The sequence below is a fragment of the Gymnodinialimonas sp. 202GB13-11 genome (assembly GCF_040932485.1).
In the GTDB taxonomy this organism is placed as follows: domain Bacteria; phylum Pseudomonadota; class Alphaproteobacteria; order Rhodobacterales; family Rhodobacteraceae; genus Gymnodinialimonas; species Gymnodinialimonas hymeniacidonis.
This window is the reverse complement of the sequence record NZ_JBFRBH010000001.1, coordinates 1,036,349-1,049,049: the sequence shown is the minus strand read 5'-3', so window position 1 is coordinate 1,049,049 and position 12,701 is coordinate 1,036,349. Positions and strand designations below refer to the sequence as shown.

The window sequence follows — 12,701 nt, the reverse complement described above, 5'->3', positions numbered from 1 at the left end:
CGGCTGGCCCGAAGGCCAAACCGGACCGGTCTTTCGGTTATTCGGCGGCCATCGGCGCCTTGGCGAGGTTGCGCAGCACGTAATGCAGAACGCCACCATTCTCGATATATTCGATCTCGACGCCCGTATCGATCCGGCACTTCAGAGCAATCTCTTTGGTTGAGCCATCGCCCATGGTGATCGTCGCAGGCACCTCTTGCAAAGGCTGCACTCCCTCCAATCCGTGGATCGAGACAGTTTCATCCCCTTTCAGACCAAGCGATTTGCGTGTGTCGCCGCCAGTGAATTCGAACGGGATCACACCCATGCCGACAAGGTTGGAACGGTGAATACGCTCAAAGCTTTCCGCGATCACGGCCTTCACACCCAACAGGTTCGTGCCCTTTGCGGCCCAATCGCGCGACGATCCCGCCCCGTACTGCTCCCCACCAAACACCACCAGCGGCGTGCCCTCGGCCTGATAGGCCATGGCAGCATCGTAGATCGACATCTGGCTGCCGTCTGGCCCCAGCGTGTAGCCGCCTTCAACGCCATCGAGCATCTCGTTCTTGATGCGGATGTTGGCGAAGGTGCCGCGCATCATGACCTCATGGTTGCCACGGCGCGAACCGTAGGAGTTGAACTCCCGCACCGGCACCTGCCGCTCCACAAGATACTGACCCGCAGGGGTGGTATCCTTGAACGATCCCGCCGGGCTGATGTGGTCTGTCGTGATCATATCGCCCAGCACCGCCAGCACCTTGGCCCCTTCGATATTCTCGATGGCCTTCGTGTCCATGGTCATGCCTTGGAAATACGGTGGGTTCTGAATGTAGGTGGAGGTCGCAGGCCAATCGTAGGTTTCCTGCTGCGGCACATCCACACCCTGCCACTTCTCGTCACCGGTAAAGACCGACGCGTATTTCTCCTGGAAGGCCTCTCGGGTGACGGTTTGCTCCACCAGCTCCGCGATTTCCTGCGCGGTGGGCCAGATGTCTTTCAGGTACACATCCTTGCCGTCCGGCGTCTGTGCAATCGGATCGGTTGCGATGTTGATGTCCATCGTACCGGCCAGTGCATAGGCCACAACCAGCGGCGGAGAGGCGAGGTAGTTGGCGCGCACATCGGGGCTGATCCGGCCTTCGAAGTTGCGGTTGCCCGACAGGACCGACGTGGCGACCAGATCGCCTTCGGCAATCGCATCAGACAGTTCCTTCTGGATCGGGCCGGAGTTCCCGATGCAGGTTGTGCAGCCGTAGCCCACAAGGTTGAAGCCGATGGCGTCGAGATCCTTTTGCAGGTCTGCCGCCTCAAGGTAGGCCGAAACCACCTGAGAGCCCGGTGCAAGCGACGTCTTCACCCAAGGTTTGCGGTTCAGGCCCAATGCGTGGGCTTTGCGCGCCACGAGGCCCGCGCCGATCATCACGTAAGGGTTCGAAGTGTTTGTGCAGGATGTGATCGATGCAATGACCACATCGCCGGAAGAAAGCGTGTAATCTTCGCCGCTTACAGCCACTTCTTTATCCATCGGACGCTTGAAGGTCTCTTCCATTTCCCTGCGGAAGGCCTGCTTCGCTTCGGTCAATGCCACGTAATCCTGTGGCCGCTTCGGCCCGGAAATGGCGGGCACGATGGTCCCCATGTCGAGGTGCAGCGTATCGGTGTAGACCGGCGCATAGTCGTCGCCGCGCCAGAAACCGTTCTCCTTGGCGTAGGCCTCGACCAGCGCAATGCGGTCCTCGTCCCGGCCCGTCGTGCGCAGGTAACGCAGCGTCTCGCCATCAATGGGGAAGAAGCCGCAGGTCGCGCCGTATTCGGGCGCCATATTGGCAATCGTCGCGCGATCCGCCAACGGCAAACCATCAAGGCCAGCGCCATAGAATTCCACGAACTTGCCGACCACACCACGTTCGCGCAGCATTTCCACGACCTTCAGAACAAGGTCGGTGCCGGTGGTGCCTTCAACCATCTGGCCCGTCAGCTCAAAGCCCACAACCTCGGGGATCAGCATCGAGATCGGCTGACCCAGCATCGCAGCCTCCGCCTCGATCCCGCCTACACCCCAACCCAGAACGGCGGCGCCGTTGACCATCGTCGTGTGGGAGTCGGTCCCGACGAGCGTGTCTGGATAGGCAACCTCAGCGCCGGTCTGATCGGTATCCGTCCAAACCGTCTGCGCGAGATATTCAAGGTTCACCTGGTGGCAAATGCCGGTGCCGGGCGGAACCACACGGAAGTTGTTGAATGCGGTCTGGCCCCATTTCAGGAACGTGTAGCGCTCCATATTTCGCTCATATTCGCGGTCGACGTTCATCTGGAACGCGCGCGGGTTGCCGAATTCGTCAATCATGACGGAGTGGTCGATGACAAGGTCCACGGGGTTGAGCGGGTTGATCTTCTGCGGATCACCACCCAACGCCTTAATCCCGTCGCGCATCGCGGCGAGGTCCACCACGGCCGGAACGCCGGTGAAATCCTGCATAAGAACGCGCGCCGGACGATAGGCGATCTCCCTCGGGTTCTTCCCGCCTTTTTCGGCCCATTCACTGAACGCCTTGATGTCATCGGTGCTGACGGTCTTGCCGTCCTCGAAGCGCAACATGTTCTCCAACACCACCTTCAACGCGGCGGGCAGCTTGGAGAAATCGCCAAGCCCTGCGGCCTCAGCCGCCTCGATGGAGTAATAGGCGACCGACTGGCCCCCTACGGTCAGTGTCTTGCGGGTCTTGGATGAATCGTGGCCGACGGTGATGGGCATTAAATGCGCTCCTCTATCCGGGTCTAGCTGCGGAATTGGTCTGTTCCCTCTCCGGGTGCCACCTGAGCGGCGCGCCTTCAATGGAACAAATCGTCTCGCGCGCTCTGTATGCCATTGCATACCGACTTGGCAAGCCTTGTCTCCTCACGACTTCCGCAAGTTCAAAACACTTTGCCGGAGTCACCAGCCGCGACAGTAGCGGCGCCCCCAATCCGGCCAACCACAAGCCCCATCGGCATGGATGGTCCACCGCGCCCCTTCCACAGCCCCGCCAAACCCGCTACCGCTTTCATCCATGGCGCTTAGTGTCACCAATCTCGCCTGCGCCCGCGGGCCTGCGCAAGTCCTTGCGAACGTGTCGTTTTCCGTGAACGCGGGCGAGGCGCTGATCCTGCGCGGCCCCAACGGCGCGGGCAAAACCACGCTGCTGCGCACCCTCGCCGGGCTGACCCGACCACTAGCTGGGACGATCACAGTGGAGGACGGCACCATTGCCTATGCCGCCCACGCCGATGGCCTCAAAACCCAGCTAACCGTGACCGAGAACCTCGCCTTCTGGGCCAGCGTCTTCGGCACTAATGACCTGAGCGGCGCGATGATCGCCTTTGACCTCGCCCCCCTCGCACATCGCCGCGCGGGAGAGCTTTCGGCCGGCCAAAAGCGCCGCCTGTCGCTTGCCCGTCTGCTCGTCACCAACCGGCCCATCTGGTGCCTGGACGAGCCGACCGTCTCGCTCGATGCCGAAAACACTACCCGGTTCGCGGCAGCCGTCGAAGCGCACCTAAAGCGCGGCGGCTCCGCCATCATCGCCACCCATATCGACCTTGGCCTGCCCAATGCCCGCACCCTCGACATCACACCATTCATCGCAAAAGGCGTGTCGCAGGCGGACCCATTCGGCGACGACATGTTCGAGGCACTGCCATGATCGGCCTTCTCAAACGCGATCTCGCGCTTGCCGTGCGCGCCGGTGGCGGGTTCGGGCTGTCGCTGGCGTTTTTCCTTATCTTCACCGCGCTTGTGCCCTTCGGCATCGGGCCGGAAACAGGCCGCCTTGCCGAAATCGCGGCAGGCTTGCTGTGGCTTGGCGCCCTGCTCGCCTGCCTTCTGTCGCTCGACCGCATTTTCCAGCTGGATTGGGAGGATGGATCACTCGATCTGCTGGCCACCTCCCCCCTCCCGCTTGAGGCATTGGCCGCCCTCAAGGCCCTCGCCCATTGGATCACAACGGGCTTGCCGCTTGTCGTGGCTGCCCCCCTGCTTGGCCTGATCCTGAACCTGCCCGGCCCTGCCTATGTCCCACTGCTGGCCTCTCTGCTGGCAGGCACGCCCGCCCTTTCGGCCATCGGCACATTCGGCGCGGCGCTCACTGTCGGGATCAAACGCGGTGGCCTGCTTTTGTCACTGCTGGTCCTGCCGCTCTACGTGCCGACCCTACTGTTCGGCGCCATGGCGGCCACACGCGGCGCGCAAGGCCTCGACTTCACGACACCGCTGTTGCTCACGCTCGGCATCACATTGGGCGCAATCGCTCTTTTGCCTTTTGCCGCCGCAGCTTCCCTGCGCATCAATCTGCGCTAAGGGCCGCGCTCATTTGTCCGGCCCTTGCGCCGCAACGCCCCATTGTGACCCGGAATCGCCCCGCCTATGTTCGCGCCCATGTCGTCGATCTGGGAATATGCGAACCCGCGCCGGTTCATGGCCACCTCTGCCAAGCTGTTGCCGTGGGCTGTTGGCCTTGCGGCGATCTGCTTGATCGGGGGGCTGGTCTGGGGCTTCTTCTTTACGCCCAATGACTTCCGTCAGGGCGCGACCGTAAAGATCATCTACATCCATGTGCCGACCGCGATCATGGCGATCAACGCATGGTTCATGATGCTGGTCTGCTCGCTCATCTGGCTGATCCGACGCCATCACGTCAGCGCCCTTGCCGCCAAGGCCGCCGCGCCTGTCGGCATGGTCTTCACGTTGATCGCCCTTTTCACAGGCGCCGTCTGGGGCCAACCGATGTGGGGCACATGGTGGGAATGGGACCCGCGCCTGACCTCCTTCCTGATCCTGTTCCTTTTCTATTTGGGCTACATGGCCCTGTGGGAGGCGATCGAAAACCCGGATCAGGCCGCTGATCTGACATCAGTGCTCTGCCTTGTCGGGTCGGTTTTTGCGCTCCTCTCCCGCTATGCGCTGGTGTTTTGGAACCAAGGGCTGCACCAGGGCACAACGGTCAGCACCGTCGGCGTCGGCGTTGAGGAAAACGAAGGCGTCTCAAGCATCTTCCTCTATCCGATGCTGACATCGCTGGCGGGCTTCGTGTTTCTGTTCGTGGCACTTGTGCTCTTCCGCACCCGCACAGAGATCCGCGCGCGCCGCCTCAAGGCCCTGATCGCGCAGGAGCAAATGGCATGAACGTGGATTTGGGCCAATACGCGGTTGAGGTGTTGTCGGCCTATGCCGGGGCCATCGTCTGTCTGGTTGCCGTCATCGCCGCCTCGATCATCCGCGCGCGGTCCGTTGCACGACGTTTGGCCGAGATGGAACGCCAGCGAGAGGCCCGGGTCAGATGAAAATCAACTGGCTCATGGTGCTGCCTCTTGCCCTGACGACCGCATTTTTTGGGATCGCCGGGTGGCAGCTTGCGAACAACAGCGATGATCTGAGCGCCGGTGTGGATACAACCGCGCTGCCCTCTGCCCAGCAAGGCAATGCGGCCCCGCCCCTTGATCTTGTCGCACTTGGGGACACCCCATTGCTGACGCGTGATGCGTTGGAGGGGGAAGAACTCATCGTCCTGAACTTCTTCGCTTCATGGTGCCCGCCCTGCCGGGCCGAACATCCGACCCTGACCGATCTGGCCGAGGCTGGCGTGCCGCTTTACGGCGTCAATTACCGCGACAGAGAGGGGCAGGCGCTTGGATTCCTGGAGGAACTTGGCAATCCCTACGATCTGATCGGTGCAGATCCCAGCGCGGTAAATGGCCGGGACTGGGGCGTTATCGCCATGCCTGAAACCTTCTTCATCAACGCCGACGGCATCGTCGTGCTACATTTCCGCGGGCCAATTGTGCGACGGTCACTGGAAAATCAGGTTCGGCCCGCACTGGCAGAATTGGGCTATTCCCTGCCCGATATCCCTGATCTTTCAGATATTGAGACGAACTGAGCCCGCCTAAGGCGCGAAATCCTGTGTCTCAGTAACTGCCCGGTCTTCGGGCACAGGCCTCTCGATCAGCCTGACTCATGACGCCAACCACCCATTTCCACTTGCCGCTCTGCCGACCCTTTCATGCGCGAGCCGCCTAAACAGCCGACCGCGCGCGACCTCTCAGTAGATGTACCGGATTTGATCGGTCCAAAACCGCTCCATCCGCTTCAACGAATGGTTTAGGCGATCAAAGCCATCCGCATCGATCACGCCGTGCCGTTCAAGGCCCTCTGCGTGGCGGGCGAACAATTGGTCTACCGTCTGGCGCACATCGCGCCCCTTTTCCGTCAGGCGCACGCGAACCGAGCGGCGATCAATTTCGCACCGCTGATGGTGCATATAGCCCATGTCGACCAGCTTCTTGAGATTGTAGCTGACGTTCGAACCCTGATAATAGCCACGCGATTTCAACTCACCGGCTGTCACCTCGTTCTCGCCGATATTGAACAGAAGCAACGCCTGAACCGCGTTGATGTCGAGGATCCCGAGGCGTTCGAATTCATCCTTGATGACGTCAAGAAGCAGCCGATGCAGGCGCTCCACCATCGAAAGGGAATCCAGATACGCCCCCAGAATTCCGGTCTGGGCGGGCGTCGCAAGGGGCGCATGCATACTCATGATTTTAGGCTCCGCAATCACTGCTTTCGCCCAAGATTCGGTGAAAAACGAAAAAATTCCGTTAAACGCGAAAAACGCTTTGAAATCAGGCGCCTTGCCCGAGGGTCGGCTTCATGTCGGCCGCCAGTCGCGCGATCATGGGGGCCAATGCGGCGGGCGCTTCCGCCTGCCCCGACACCCATTGATAAAGGTCGTGATCCGCCTCAGCCAGCACCACTTCAAACGCGTCCACCGTTTCAGCATCCGCATCCGCCAGGTACCGGTCGGCCCAACCACCTAGGATCAGGTCCATCTCCTTGATGCCCCGGTGCCAGGCCCGCATCCGCAGGCGCTTCAGGCGGATCTCAGGCGTCTCGCTCATGCTCCCGCCAGTGCCGCCCGCAGGCGCTTTTCCAACCGCCCCATACGCTCGGCCAGATGGGTCTGTTCCTGCCGCATCTGACGAATATCGAGCAGCAGACGCTCCATATCCTCGTCTACGGGTTGTGTTTCCTCGGGGCTTTCCAGTCCCTCACCCTGCCCGCTCAAAAGCCACATCATCGACACGCCCAGAATACCCGCCAGCATCGACAGCTTGTTGGCGCGGGGCTCGTTCTGGTCGTTCTCCCAACCGCGCACGGTCTTGACCTTCACGCCCAGCCGCTTTGCCAGTTCCGCCTGGCCCAGCCCTGCCGCTTCACGTGCGCCTGTGACGCGGTCGCCGAAGGTGGTGGTCTCAGCGTCGAACCAATCGGGGGATAGCGACAGATCGCCCATGACAATGTCCTTTAGATAGGTTGAATGCGTGCAGGCACGCCCGTATCAGTGCCTCACGTTCATATAGCCCGTTTCCGGGCAAACCCAGCCTCAAGGACGCGACACGATGCCCTTCCTTTCCGACACGCTCGCCCGTGTGAAGCCTTCACCCACCATCGCCGTCTCCAACCTCGCTGCTGAGCTTAAGCGTCAGGGCAAGGACGTGATCGGCCTCGGCGCGGGAGAGCCGGACTTTGACACGCCCGAAAACATCAAGGATGCCGCCAAGGCCGCCATGGATGCGGGCAAGACGAAATACACGGGCGTCGATGGCATCCCGGAGCTGAAGGAAGCGATCTGCGCCAAATACAAGCGCGACAACGGCCTGGATTATACGCCCGCGCAGGTCTCGGTGGGCACCGGCGGCAAGCAGATTCTCTACAACGCGCTGATGGCGACCCTGAACCCGGGTGATGAGGTCATCATCCCCGCGCCCTATTGGGTCTCTTACCCCGATATGGTCCTGCTTGCGGGCGGTGAGCCCGTCTTCGTCGAAGGCCCCTCGCAAAACGGCTACAAAATCACGCCCGAAGACCTTGAGGCCGCGATCACGCCGAAGACCAAGTGGTTCATCTTCAACTCGCCCTCTAACCCAACCGGCGCGGGCTACACTGCCGAAGAACTCAAGGGCCTGACGGATGTGCTGATGAAGCACCCCCATGTCTGGGTGATGACCGACGACATGTACGAACACCTCGTCTATGACGACTTCGAATTCGCCACGCCCGCGCAGGTCGAACCGGGCCTTTATGACCGCACGCTCACCTGCAACGGCGTCTCCAAGGCCTATGCGATGACCGGCTGGCGCATCGGCTATGCGGCAGGCCCGGAAGAGCTCATCAAAGCCATGCGCAAGGTGCAGTCGCAAAGCACCTCCAACCCCTGCTCCATCTCGCAATGGGCCGCGGTCGAGGCGCTGAACGGCCCGCAGGATTACCTCGCCCCCAATAACGAGCTGTTCGTGCGCCGCCGCAATCTGGTTGTCGACATGCTGAACCAGGCCGAGGGCATCACCTGCCCTACGCCAGAAGGCGCCTTCTACGTCTACCCCTCGATCCACGGCTGCATGGGCAAGACCACGCCTGCTGGCACGGTGATCGACACGGACGAGACCTTCGCCAAAGCGCTCTTGGAGGAAGAAGGTGTCGCCGTCGTCTTCGGTGGTGCCTTCGGCCTCTCGCCCGCCTTCCGCGTCAGCTACGCGACCTCGGACGAGAACCTGAAAGAGGCGTGTACCCGCATCCAGGATTTCTGCGCCTCGCTGAGCTAAAACACCGCCAGCGCCGCCGTCATTCCGAACGGCGGCGCTAAGGCGACCCCTATGACAGTTGCGCCGCCGTTTCGCACAGCGGCTCAGCTGTCCCGGCCCCGCCATCGCGCACAGCTGCCCAAATCCCAGGCGCACCGTCCAGCCAAACGCCCTCGACAATCGTCGTACCACTCTCGGCAAGTCGGGCAAGGTAGCGCGAGGTCACAAGGTTCGTGCCGCCGATCTCCAACCCCTGCAACACAACTGCACCGTCTGCGTCGATAAAGCCCGTGAACTGCTCACGACCGTTATGCCCGCCAGAGCTGCGCCAATCAAAATAGCCTGACAACTCCATTCCGTTGTCCGCAGGCACCTGCTCGGTGAACACCAACCGCGTGTCGTGCCATGTGAACACACCATCATCGCCACAGACCGACCAGACTTCCCCGGTCAAATCCTGCGCCTGCGCGCCACCGGCCAGTGCAAACAGGATCGCGCCCATCGCGGCACGCGTCAAAACTCGCATAATATGAAACCCGTTGTCGTTTGCTCCACCGTCTCAGGCCCGGCGCGTCATTTCAACCCGATCCCCCCGCCCCATCATGCGCAAAATAGCCGTTTGACCTTCCCGCCACTGGAAGCCGCAGGATCACACTGACCACAGCAAACGGATCACGCCATGACCACCGCGCTTTCCTTCTTCCGGCACCGGCAAAAGCTCCTCCTCCTGCTCGGCAGCGCCTATGTTGCGGCGTTAATCGTGACCCATGCCGCCTTGCCGCCCGTCCATGTCTGGGCGATTGCGTGCGTTTTTTCGGTGCTGATGAACTTCGTCTACATCGTCGAGGCGCGCGCGCAGGGCCGGATGATCGCGACCGAGACGATTGTGATGGTGATGCTCATCACCGCCTCCCTTCTCGGTCTCCTGATCCACCCGCTGTTCGTGATCGCCGCCATCTTCGCGCATGGCCTATGGGATCTGGCGAAGCATTATGGGCACGGCGTTCCGTTTTTCTCCTGGTACACATGGGGCTGCTGCGCCGTGGATCTGATCTACGGCACAGCATTGCTTTTGTATTGGCTCTCCGCCTAGGCGCTGACCTGTCCGGTATCCCAAACCCGCGCCCGGTCCGTACGCAGGCCCCAGATCATAACACCCGAAATCAAGCCAAAAAGCACCCATTGCGGCATCGGCCAAACAGTCCCAAGTGCGACGATCCCAATGGCCAGGAACAGCGCGATGAACGCCACGTTCACTGCCAGCACCGTCATCACCAGCGCCCGCGCTCCATGCCACGCGGCCCAGAAGAGCGCGCCGCCGAATACCACAAACAACGCCGTCAGAGCGTGCCACACCACGGCTGAGACCGCGCGGACGAGCGGATCAAGCCCACTGCCCTGCACCGGCGCATTTACTTCCGGCCCGCCCACAAATGCGTGGATCGCCGCCGTCGCCACAAACAGTCCACCCGCAATCGCGTAGCCAAGGTTCAGTCGTTTCCGGTCCATGAGACATCCTCCGATTGATTCCATACGCTACCGTATGGAACACCTCATTGCGGAAAACAATACGCCACCGTATGGTGCCCGGATGTCAAATCGCCTCAGCTCTCAGCGCCTGCGCAAAGAAGATTGGGTCGCCGCGGGCTTCCGCGCGCTTGCCGAAACCGGCCCGCAGGCGCTCAAGGCCGAGGCTCTCGCCCGCCGCCTGAAAACCACCAAGGGCAGCTTCTACCACCATTTCAAAGACGTCCCCGCCTATCACGCCGCCATGCTGGCGCTGTGGCAGGACAAGGCATTCACCGGCATCGTCGAGGCGCTGGACGATATGCCGACCGCCGAGGGCAAGCTGCGCGCCCTTGCGCAAATCGCCAATGACGGCGCGCCGGATCGGTTTGGCGGTCTATTGATCGAACCCGCGATCCGCGCCTGGTCGCTCCATGACCCTAACGTGGCCGGGGCCGTGGCCGAGATTGATGGCAAGCGCATCGGCTATGTCGCAGACCTGCTGGAGGCCTGCGGCCATCCCCGCACCCTCGCCGTTCTGTTCTACGGGGCCTTTCTTGGTCTCGACGATCTGCAAGCGCGCGGGCATGACGGGACGGGTGGAGCCCTCACGCATCTTATCGAGCGCATACTGGGCCCCACACACCCTACGAAAGCTTAAAAATTCTTTAACAAAAGTCTTTTAATACATATATTTCAATTCCTTAACCCAGTTGCTCACACGTGAGCACCGACCCCTTTTCCTCGTTTTCCAAATACCTCGGGGGAGTCGCGCAACGTGCGACAGGGGCGGCGACCCCGAAAACGGGGTGGGCGGGTGGGCCCGCCACGCCCATCCACCTTGCCCAGACCCGCACGCCCCTATAGGCCGGTTCCATGCCCCACGCGCGCCACACTGACCACCTGATCCTGATCCTCGGCTGCGTCGTGATGCTGGCCCCCCTCGCCCTTGTCCTCAGCGCCGGCTTTTCCACCAATGCGATCACTCCACTCCTCGCCGATCAACCCCATCGCCCGTCGCTCGCACAGATGCTCGGCACTTCGCTGGCCATCGCCACAGGCGTCGCTCTGGTCAAAACCTGCGTCTCCTTCCTAGCTGCTTACGCGCTGTCGCTCTTCCGCATCCCCTATGCGTCCGGCCTCATGGCGCTGCTCCTGCTGCCACTATTCCTGCCCATCGAAAGCCGACTGCTGCCCACGATCCTTGTCACCGATGCCCTCGGCCTTCTGAACAGCTACACCGGCCTGATCCTGCCCGTGACCGCAACCGGCCTCGGCACCCTGATCCTGCGCGCGCAGCTCAAGCAGATGCCGCCCGAAATCCTTGAGGCCGCCCGCCTTGATGGCGCGGGTCCGTTGCGCGCGATGTGGGACATCTACCTGCCGCTCAGCCTGCCTGCGATTGCGGCCCTATTGGCGTTCTTCTTTGTGCTGGGATGGAACCAATATCTCTGGCCCCTTGTGGCCTCCCCCTCCCTTCCCGACCGTGCCACTGTGGTCAGCGGTCTGGCGCTGCTGCGCATTGGCTCTCCGCCGTCCCTGGCACTGGCCGCCGTCGCCATGTTGCCGCCACTTCTTGTCTTCATCGTCGCGCAGCGCTGGATCGTGCGGGGCCTTGCGCCGGTACGAGACTAGCCCCCAAGCCGCTCCAGCAGCGTATCCCAAACCAGCCGGATCCGACGGGAATGGCGCAACTCGCGGTGGGTGACGATCCACATATCCACCGGCATCACCTCTTCTTCCGCAAGAACCGGCACAATGCCCGCGCTTCGGGCGGCGATATCATCGGCCATGATGCCAATCCCCAGACCCGCGCAAACCATTTGCCAGGCCGCGAAGATGGTCTTGGAATAAAGCCGCCCGGACCCGGCAGGCAGATCGATCCCGCGCAGGCCCAGTTCGCGGGCCATTTCGTCTGGCGGCCCAAAGCCGATGAACGGCATATGCTGTGCCTCTGCCATAGTGCGCGGATTGCCATGGCGCTGGACGAAGCTTTCGCTGGCATAGAAGCGCGCTTTGCTGCCCGAAAGCTCCCGCCCGATCAGTTCTGGCTCCGTCGGTGCCATGTGGCGGATTGCGATATCGGCCTCACGCCGCAAAAGGTCCGAGACATCGTTGGTCACGATCAACTCGATCTCCAATTCAGGGGCGGCGTCCGACAATGCGCCGAGGATGTCGGGCATCACATGGATCGCCATCATGTCCGACACACTGATAGCGACCCGACCGGCAACCGTGTCGTTACGTCCTGCCGCCACCAGCGAGACACGCGCGGCAGCGTCGCCCATAGCGCGCACTTCCTCCAGCACTTCTGCGCCGGAGGGGGTCAGCACCAGACCGCGACCGACACGCTCAAACAAGGCAACGCCCAACGCGGCCTCCAGCGCCGAGACTTGCCGCCCGATTGTGGGCTGGGTCGTTTGCAGCACGCGCGCTGCCCCGGACAGGCTGCCCTCTTCCGCTGTCGCGAGAAACGCACGGACCTGATTCCAATCAAAGCTGATCGCATCCCAGTTCATGCATGAATGCATACCATACATTAGATTTCATGCAATTTTGTTTAAGCCTGCGGTGCCGTATACCCAGATCACTCG

16 protein-coding genes are annotated in these 12,701 nt (G+C 61.8%); 9 read left to right on the top strand and 7 right to left on the bottom strand.

All coding sequences use genetic code 11. The features are described from left to right. Nucleotides 1-37: 37 nt before the first annotated feature. A complete protein-coding gene (gene acnA / locus V8J81_RS05350; protein WP_368474716.1) occupies nt 38-2,737 on the bottom strand; it encodes an aconitate hydratase AcnA in 2,700 nt (899 codons plus the stop codon). Nucleotides 2,738-3,032: 295 nt separating this feature from the next. Between acnA and ccmA the strand changes: the two genes are divergently transcribed. The 5 genes from ccmA to V8J81_RS05325 all read left to right on the top strand — a co-directional run bounded on the left by ccmA (nt 3,033) and on the right by V8J81_RS05325 (nt 5,897). Continuing rightward, on the top strand, nt 3,033-3,665 hold the full coding sequence (gene ccmA, locus V8J81_RS05345; protein WP_368474715.1) for a heme ABC exporter ATP-binding protein CcmA: 633 nt from the start codon (nt 3,033-3,035) through the stop codon (nt 3,663-3,665). Beyond that, nucleotides 3,662-4,318 carry a heme exporter protein CcmB gene (gene ccmB / locus V8J81_RS05340; RefSeq protein WP_368474714.1) on the top strand — a complete coding sequence of 219 codons (657 nt, stop codon included), beginning with the start codon at nt 3,662-3,664 and terminating at the stop codon, nt 4,316-4,318. The genes ccmA and ccmB overlap by 4 nt, the downstream gene beginning before the upstream one ends. Before the next feature lie 78 nt (nt 4,319-4,396). Further along, nucleotides 4,397-5,143, top strand: coding sequence for a heme ABC transporter permease (locus V8J81_RS05335; RefSeq protein ID WP_368474713.1), 747 nt, complete (start codon nt 4,397-4,399; stop codon nt 5,141-5,143). Beyond that, nucleotides 5,140-5,301, top strand: a complete 162-nt coding sequence (ccmD, locus tag V8J81_RS05330; RefSeq protein WP_368474712.1) for a heme exporter protein CcmD — start codon at nt 5,140-5,142, stop codon at nt 5,299-5,301. Before V8J81_RS05335 ends, ccmD begins: the two co-directional genes overlap by 4 nt. After that, nucleotides 5,298-5,897 (top strand): DsbE family thiol:disulfide interchange protein, encoded by a 600-nt coding sequence (locus V8J81_RS05325; protein WP_368474711.1) that lies wholly within the window; start codon nt 5,298-5,300, stop codon nt 5,895-5,897. Before ccmD ends, V8J81_RS05325 begins: the two co-directional genes overlap by 4 nt. Before the next feature lie 162 nt (nt 5,898-6,059). Here V8J81_RS05325 and V8J81_RS05320 read toward each other — a convergent pair whose 3' ends face one another. From V8J81_RS05320 to V8J81_RS05310, 3 genes are all read right to left on the bottom strand, one after another. After that, a complete protein-coding gene (locus V8J81_RS05320) occupies nt 6,060-6,557 on the bottom strand; it encodes a MarR family winged helix-turn-helix transcriptional regulator (RefSeq protein ID WP_368474710.1) in 498 nt (165 codons plus the stop codon). A gap of 85 nt (nt 6,558-6,642) precedes the next feature. Further along, a complete protein-coding gene (locus V8J81_RS05315; RefSeq protein ID WP_368474709.1) occupies nt 6,643-6,918 on the bottom strand; it encodes an FAD assembly factor SdhE in 276 nt (91 codons plus the stop codon). Then, entirely contained in the window at nt 6,915-7,313 is a 399-nt protein-coding gene (locus tag V8J81_RS05310) for a helix-turn-helix domain-containing protein (protein ID WP_368474708.1), read from the bottom strand. The genes V8J81_RS05315 and V8J81_RS05310 overlap by 4 nt, the downstream gene beginning before the upstream one ends. 106 nt (nt 7,314-7,419) lie before the next feature. Between V8J81_RS05310 and V8J81_RS05305 the strand changes: the two genes are divergently transcribed. Continuing rightward, nucleotides 7,420-8,622: a pyridoxal phosphate-dependent aminotransferase gene (locus tag V8J81_RS05305; RefSeq protein ID WP_368474707.1), complete on the top strand. Its 1,203-nt coding sequence runs from the start codon at nt 7,420-7,422 to the stop codon at nt 8,620-8,622. Between the two features lie 49 nt (nt 8,623-8,671). Here V8J81_RS05305 and V8J81_RS05300 read toward each other — a convergent pair whose 3' ends face one another. Beyond that, nucleotides 8,672-9,127: a hypothetical protein gene (locus tag V8J81_RS05300; RefSeq protein WP_368474706.1), complete on the bottom strand. Its 456-nt coding sequence runs from the start codon at nt 9,125-9,127 to the stop codon at nt 8,672-8,674. Between the two features lie 153 nt (nt 9,128-9,280). On the opposite strand from V8J81_RS05300, the gene V8J81_RS05295 reads away from it, so the two are divergent. Next, the gene (locus tag V8J81_RS05295) at nt 9,281-9,694 is read left to right on the top strand and encodes a hypothetical protein (protein ID WP_368474705.1); all 414 of its coding nucleotides are present in this window, start codon (nt 9,281-9,283) and stop codon (nt 9,692-9,694) included. Here V8J81_RS05295 and V8J81_RS05290 read toward each other — a convergent pair. Then, nucleotides 9,691-10,110, bottom strand: coding sequence for a hypothetical protein (locus V8J81_RS05290; protein WP_368474704.1), 420 nt, complete (start codon nt 10,108-10,110; stop codon nt 9,691-9,693). The genes V8J81_RS05295 and V8J81_RS05290 overlap by 4 nt on opposite strands. Before the next feature lie 82 nt (nt 10,111-10,192). Here V8J81_RS05290 and V8J81_RS05285 point away from each other — a divergent pair, with 82 nt between their 5' ends. Continuing rightward, entirely contained in the window at nt 10,193-10,768 is a 576-nt protein-coding gene (locus V8J81_RS05285; protein WP_368474703.1) for a TetR/AcrR family transcriptional regulator, read from the top strand. A gap of 215 nt (nt 10,769-10,983) precedes the next feature. Further along, nucleotides 10,984-11,742, top strand: a complete 759-nt coding sequence (locus V8J81_RS05280; RefSeq protein WP_368474702.1) for a carbohydrate ABC transporter permease — start codon at nt 10,984-10,986, stop codon at nt 11,740-11,742. On the opposite strand, the gene V8J81_RS05275 is transcribed toward V8J81_RS05280, so the two are convergent. Beyond that, nucleotides 11,739-12,626, bottom strand: a complete 888-nt coding sequence (locus V8J81_RS05275) for a LysR family transcriptional regulator (RefSeq protein ID WP_368474701.1) — start codon at nt 12,624-12,626, stop codon at nt 11,739-11,741. The genes V8J81_RS05280 and V8J81_RS05275 overlap by 4 nt on opposite strands. Between the last annotated feature and the right edge of the window lie 75 nt (nt 12,627-12,701).

Excerpts from the sequence above, each read along its gene's own strand:
- acnA (WP_368474716.1), bottom strand. The coding sequence starts at position 2,737 with ATGCCCATCACCGTCGGCCACGATTCATCCAAGACCCGCAAGACACTG.
- ccmA (WP_368474715.1), top strand. The coding sequence starts at position 3,033 with ATGGCGCTTAGTGTCACCAATCTCGCCTGCGCCCGCGGGCCTGCGCAA.
- ccmB (WP_368474714.1), top strand. The coding sequence starts at position 3,662 with ATGATCGGCCTTCTCAAACGCGATCTCGCGCTTGCCGTGCGCGCCGGT.
- V8J81_RS05335 (WP_368474713.1), top strand. The coding sequence starts at position 4,397 with ATGTCGTCGATCTGGGAATATGCGAACCCGCGCCGGTTCATGGCCACC.
- ccmD (WP_368474712.1), top strand. The coding sequence starts at position 5,140 with ATGAACGTGGATTTGGGCCAATACGCGGTTGAGGTGTTGTCGGCCTAT.
- V8J81_RS05325 (WP_368474711.1), top strand. The coding sequence starts at position 5,298 with ATGAAAATCAACTGGCTCATGGTGCTGCCTCTTGCCCTGACGACCGCA.
- V8J81_RS05320 (WP_368474710.1), bottom strand. The coding sequence starts at position 6,557 with ATGAGTATGCATGCGCCCCTTGCGACGCCCGCCCAGACCGGAATTCTG.
- V8J81_RS05315 (WP_368474709.1), bottom strand. The coding sequence starts at position 6,918 with ATGAGCGAGACGCCTGAGATCCGCCTGAAGCGCCTGCGGATGCGGGCC.
- V8J81_RS05310 (WP_368474708.1), bottom strand. The coding sequence starts at position 7,313 with ATGGGCGATCTGTCGCTATCCCCCGATTGGTTCGACGCTGAGACCACC.
- V8J81_RS05305 (WP_368474707.1), top strand. The coding sequence starts at position 7,420 with ATGCCCTTCCTTTCCGACACGCTCGCCCGTGTGAAGCCTTCACCCACC.
- V8J81_RS05300 (WP_368474706.1), bottom strand. The coding sequence starts at position 9,127 with ATGCGAGTTTTGACGCGTGCCGCGATGGGCGCGATCCTGTTTGCACTG.
- V8J81_RS05295 (WP_368474705.1), top strand. The coding sequence starts at position 9,281 with ATGACCACCGCGCTTTCCTTCTTCCGGCACCGGCAAAAGCTCCTCCTC.
- V8J81_RS05290 (WP_368474704.1), bottom strand. The coding sequence starts at position 10,110 with ATGGACCGGAAACGACTGAACCTTGGCTACGCGATTGCGGGTGGACTG.
- V8J81_RS05285 (WP_368474703.1), top strand. The coding sequence starts at position 10,193 with ATGTCAAATCGCCTCAGCTCTCAGCGCCTGCGCAAAGAAGATTGGGTC.
- V8J81_RS05280 (WP_368474702.1), top strand. The coding sequence starts at position 10,984 with ATGCCCCACGCGCGCCACACTGACCACCTGATCCTGATCCTCGGCTGC.
- V8J81_RS05275 (WP_368474701.1), bottom strand. The coding sequence starts at position 12,626 with ATGAACTGGGATGCGATCAGCTTTGATTGGAATCAGGTCCGTGCGTTT.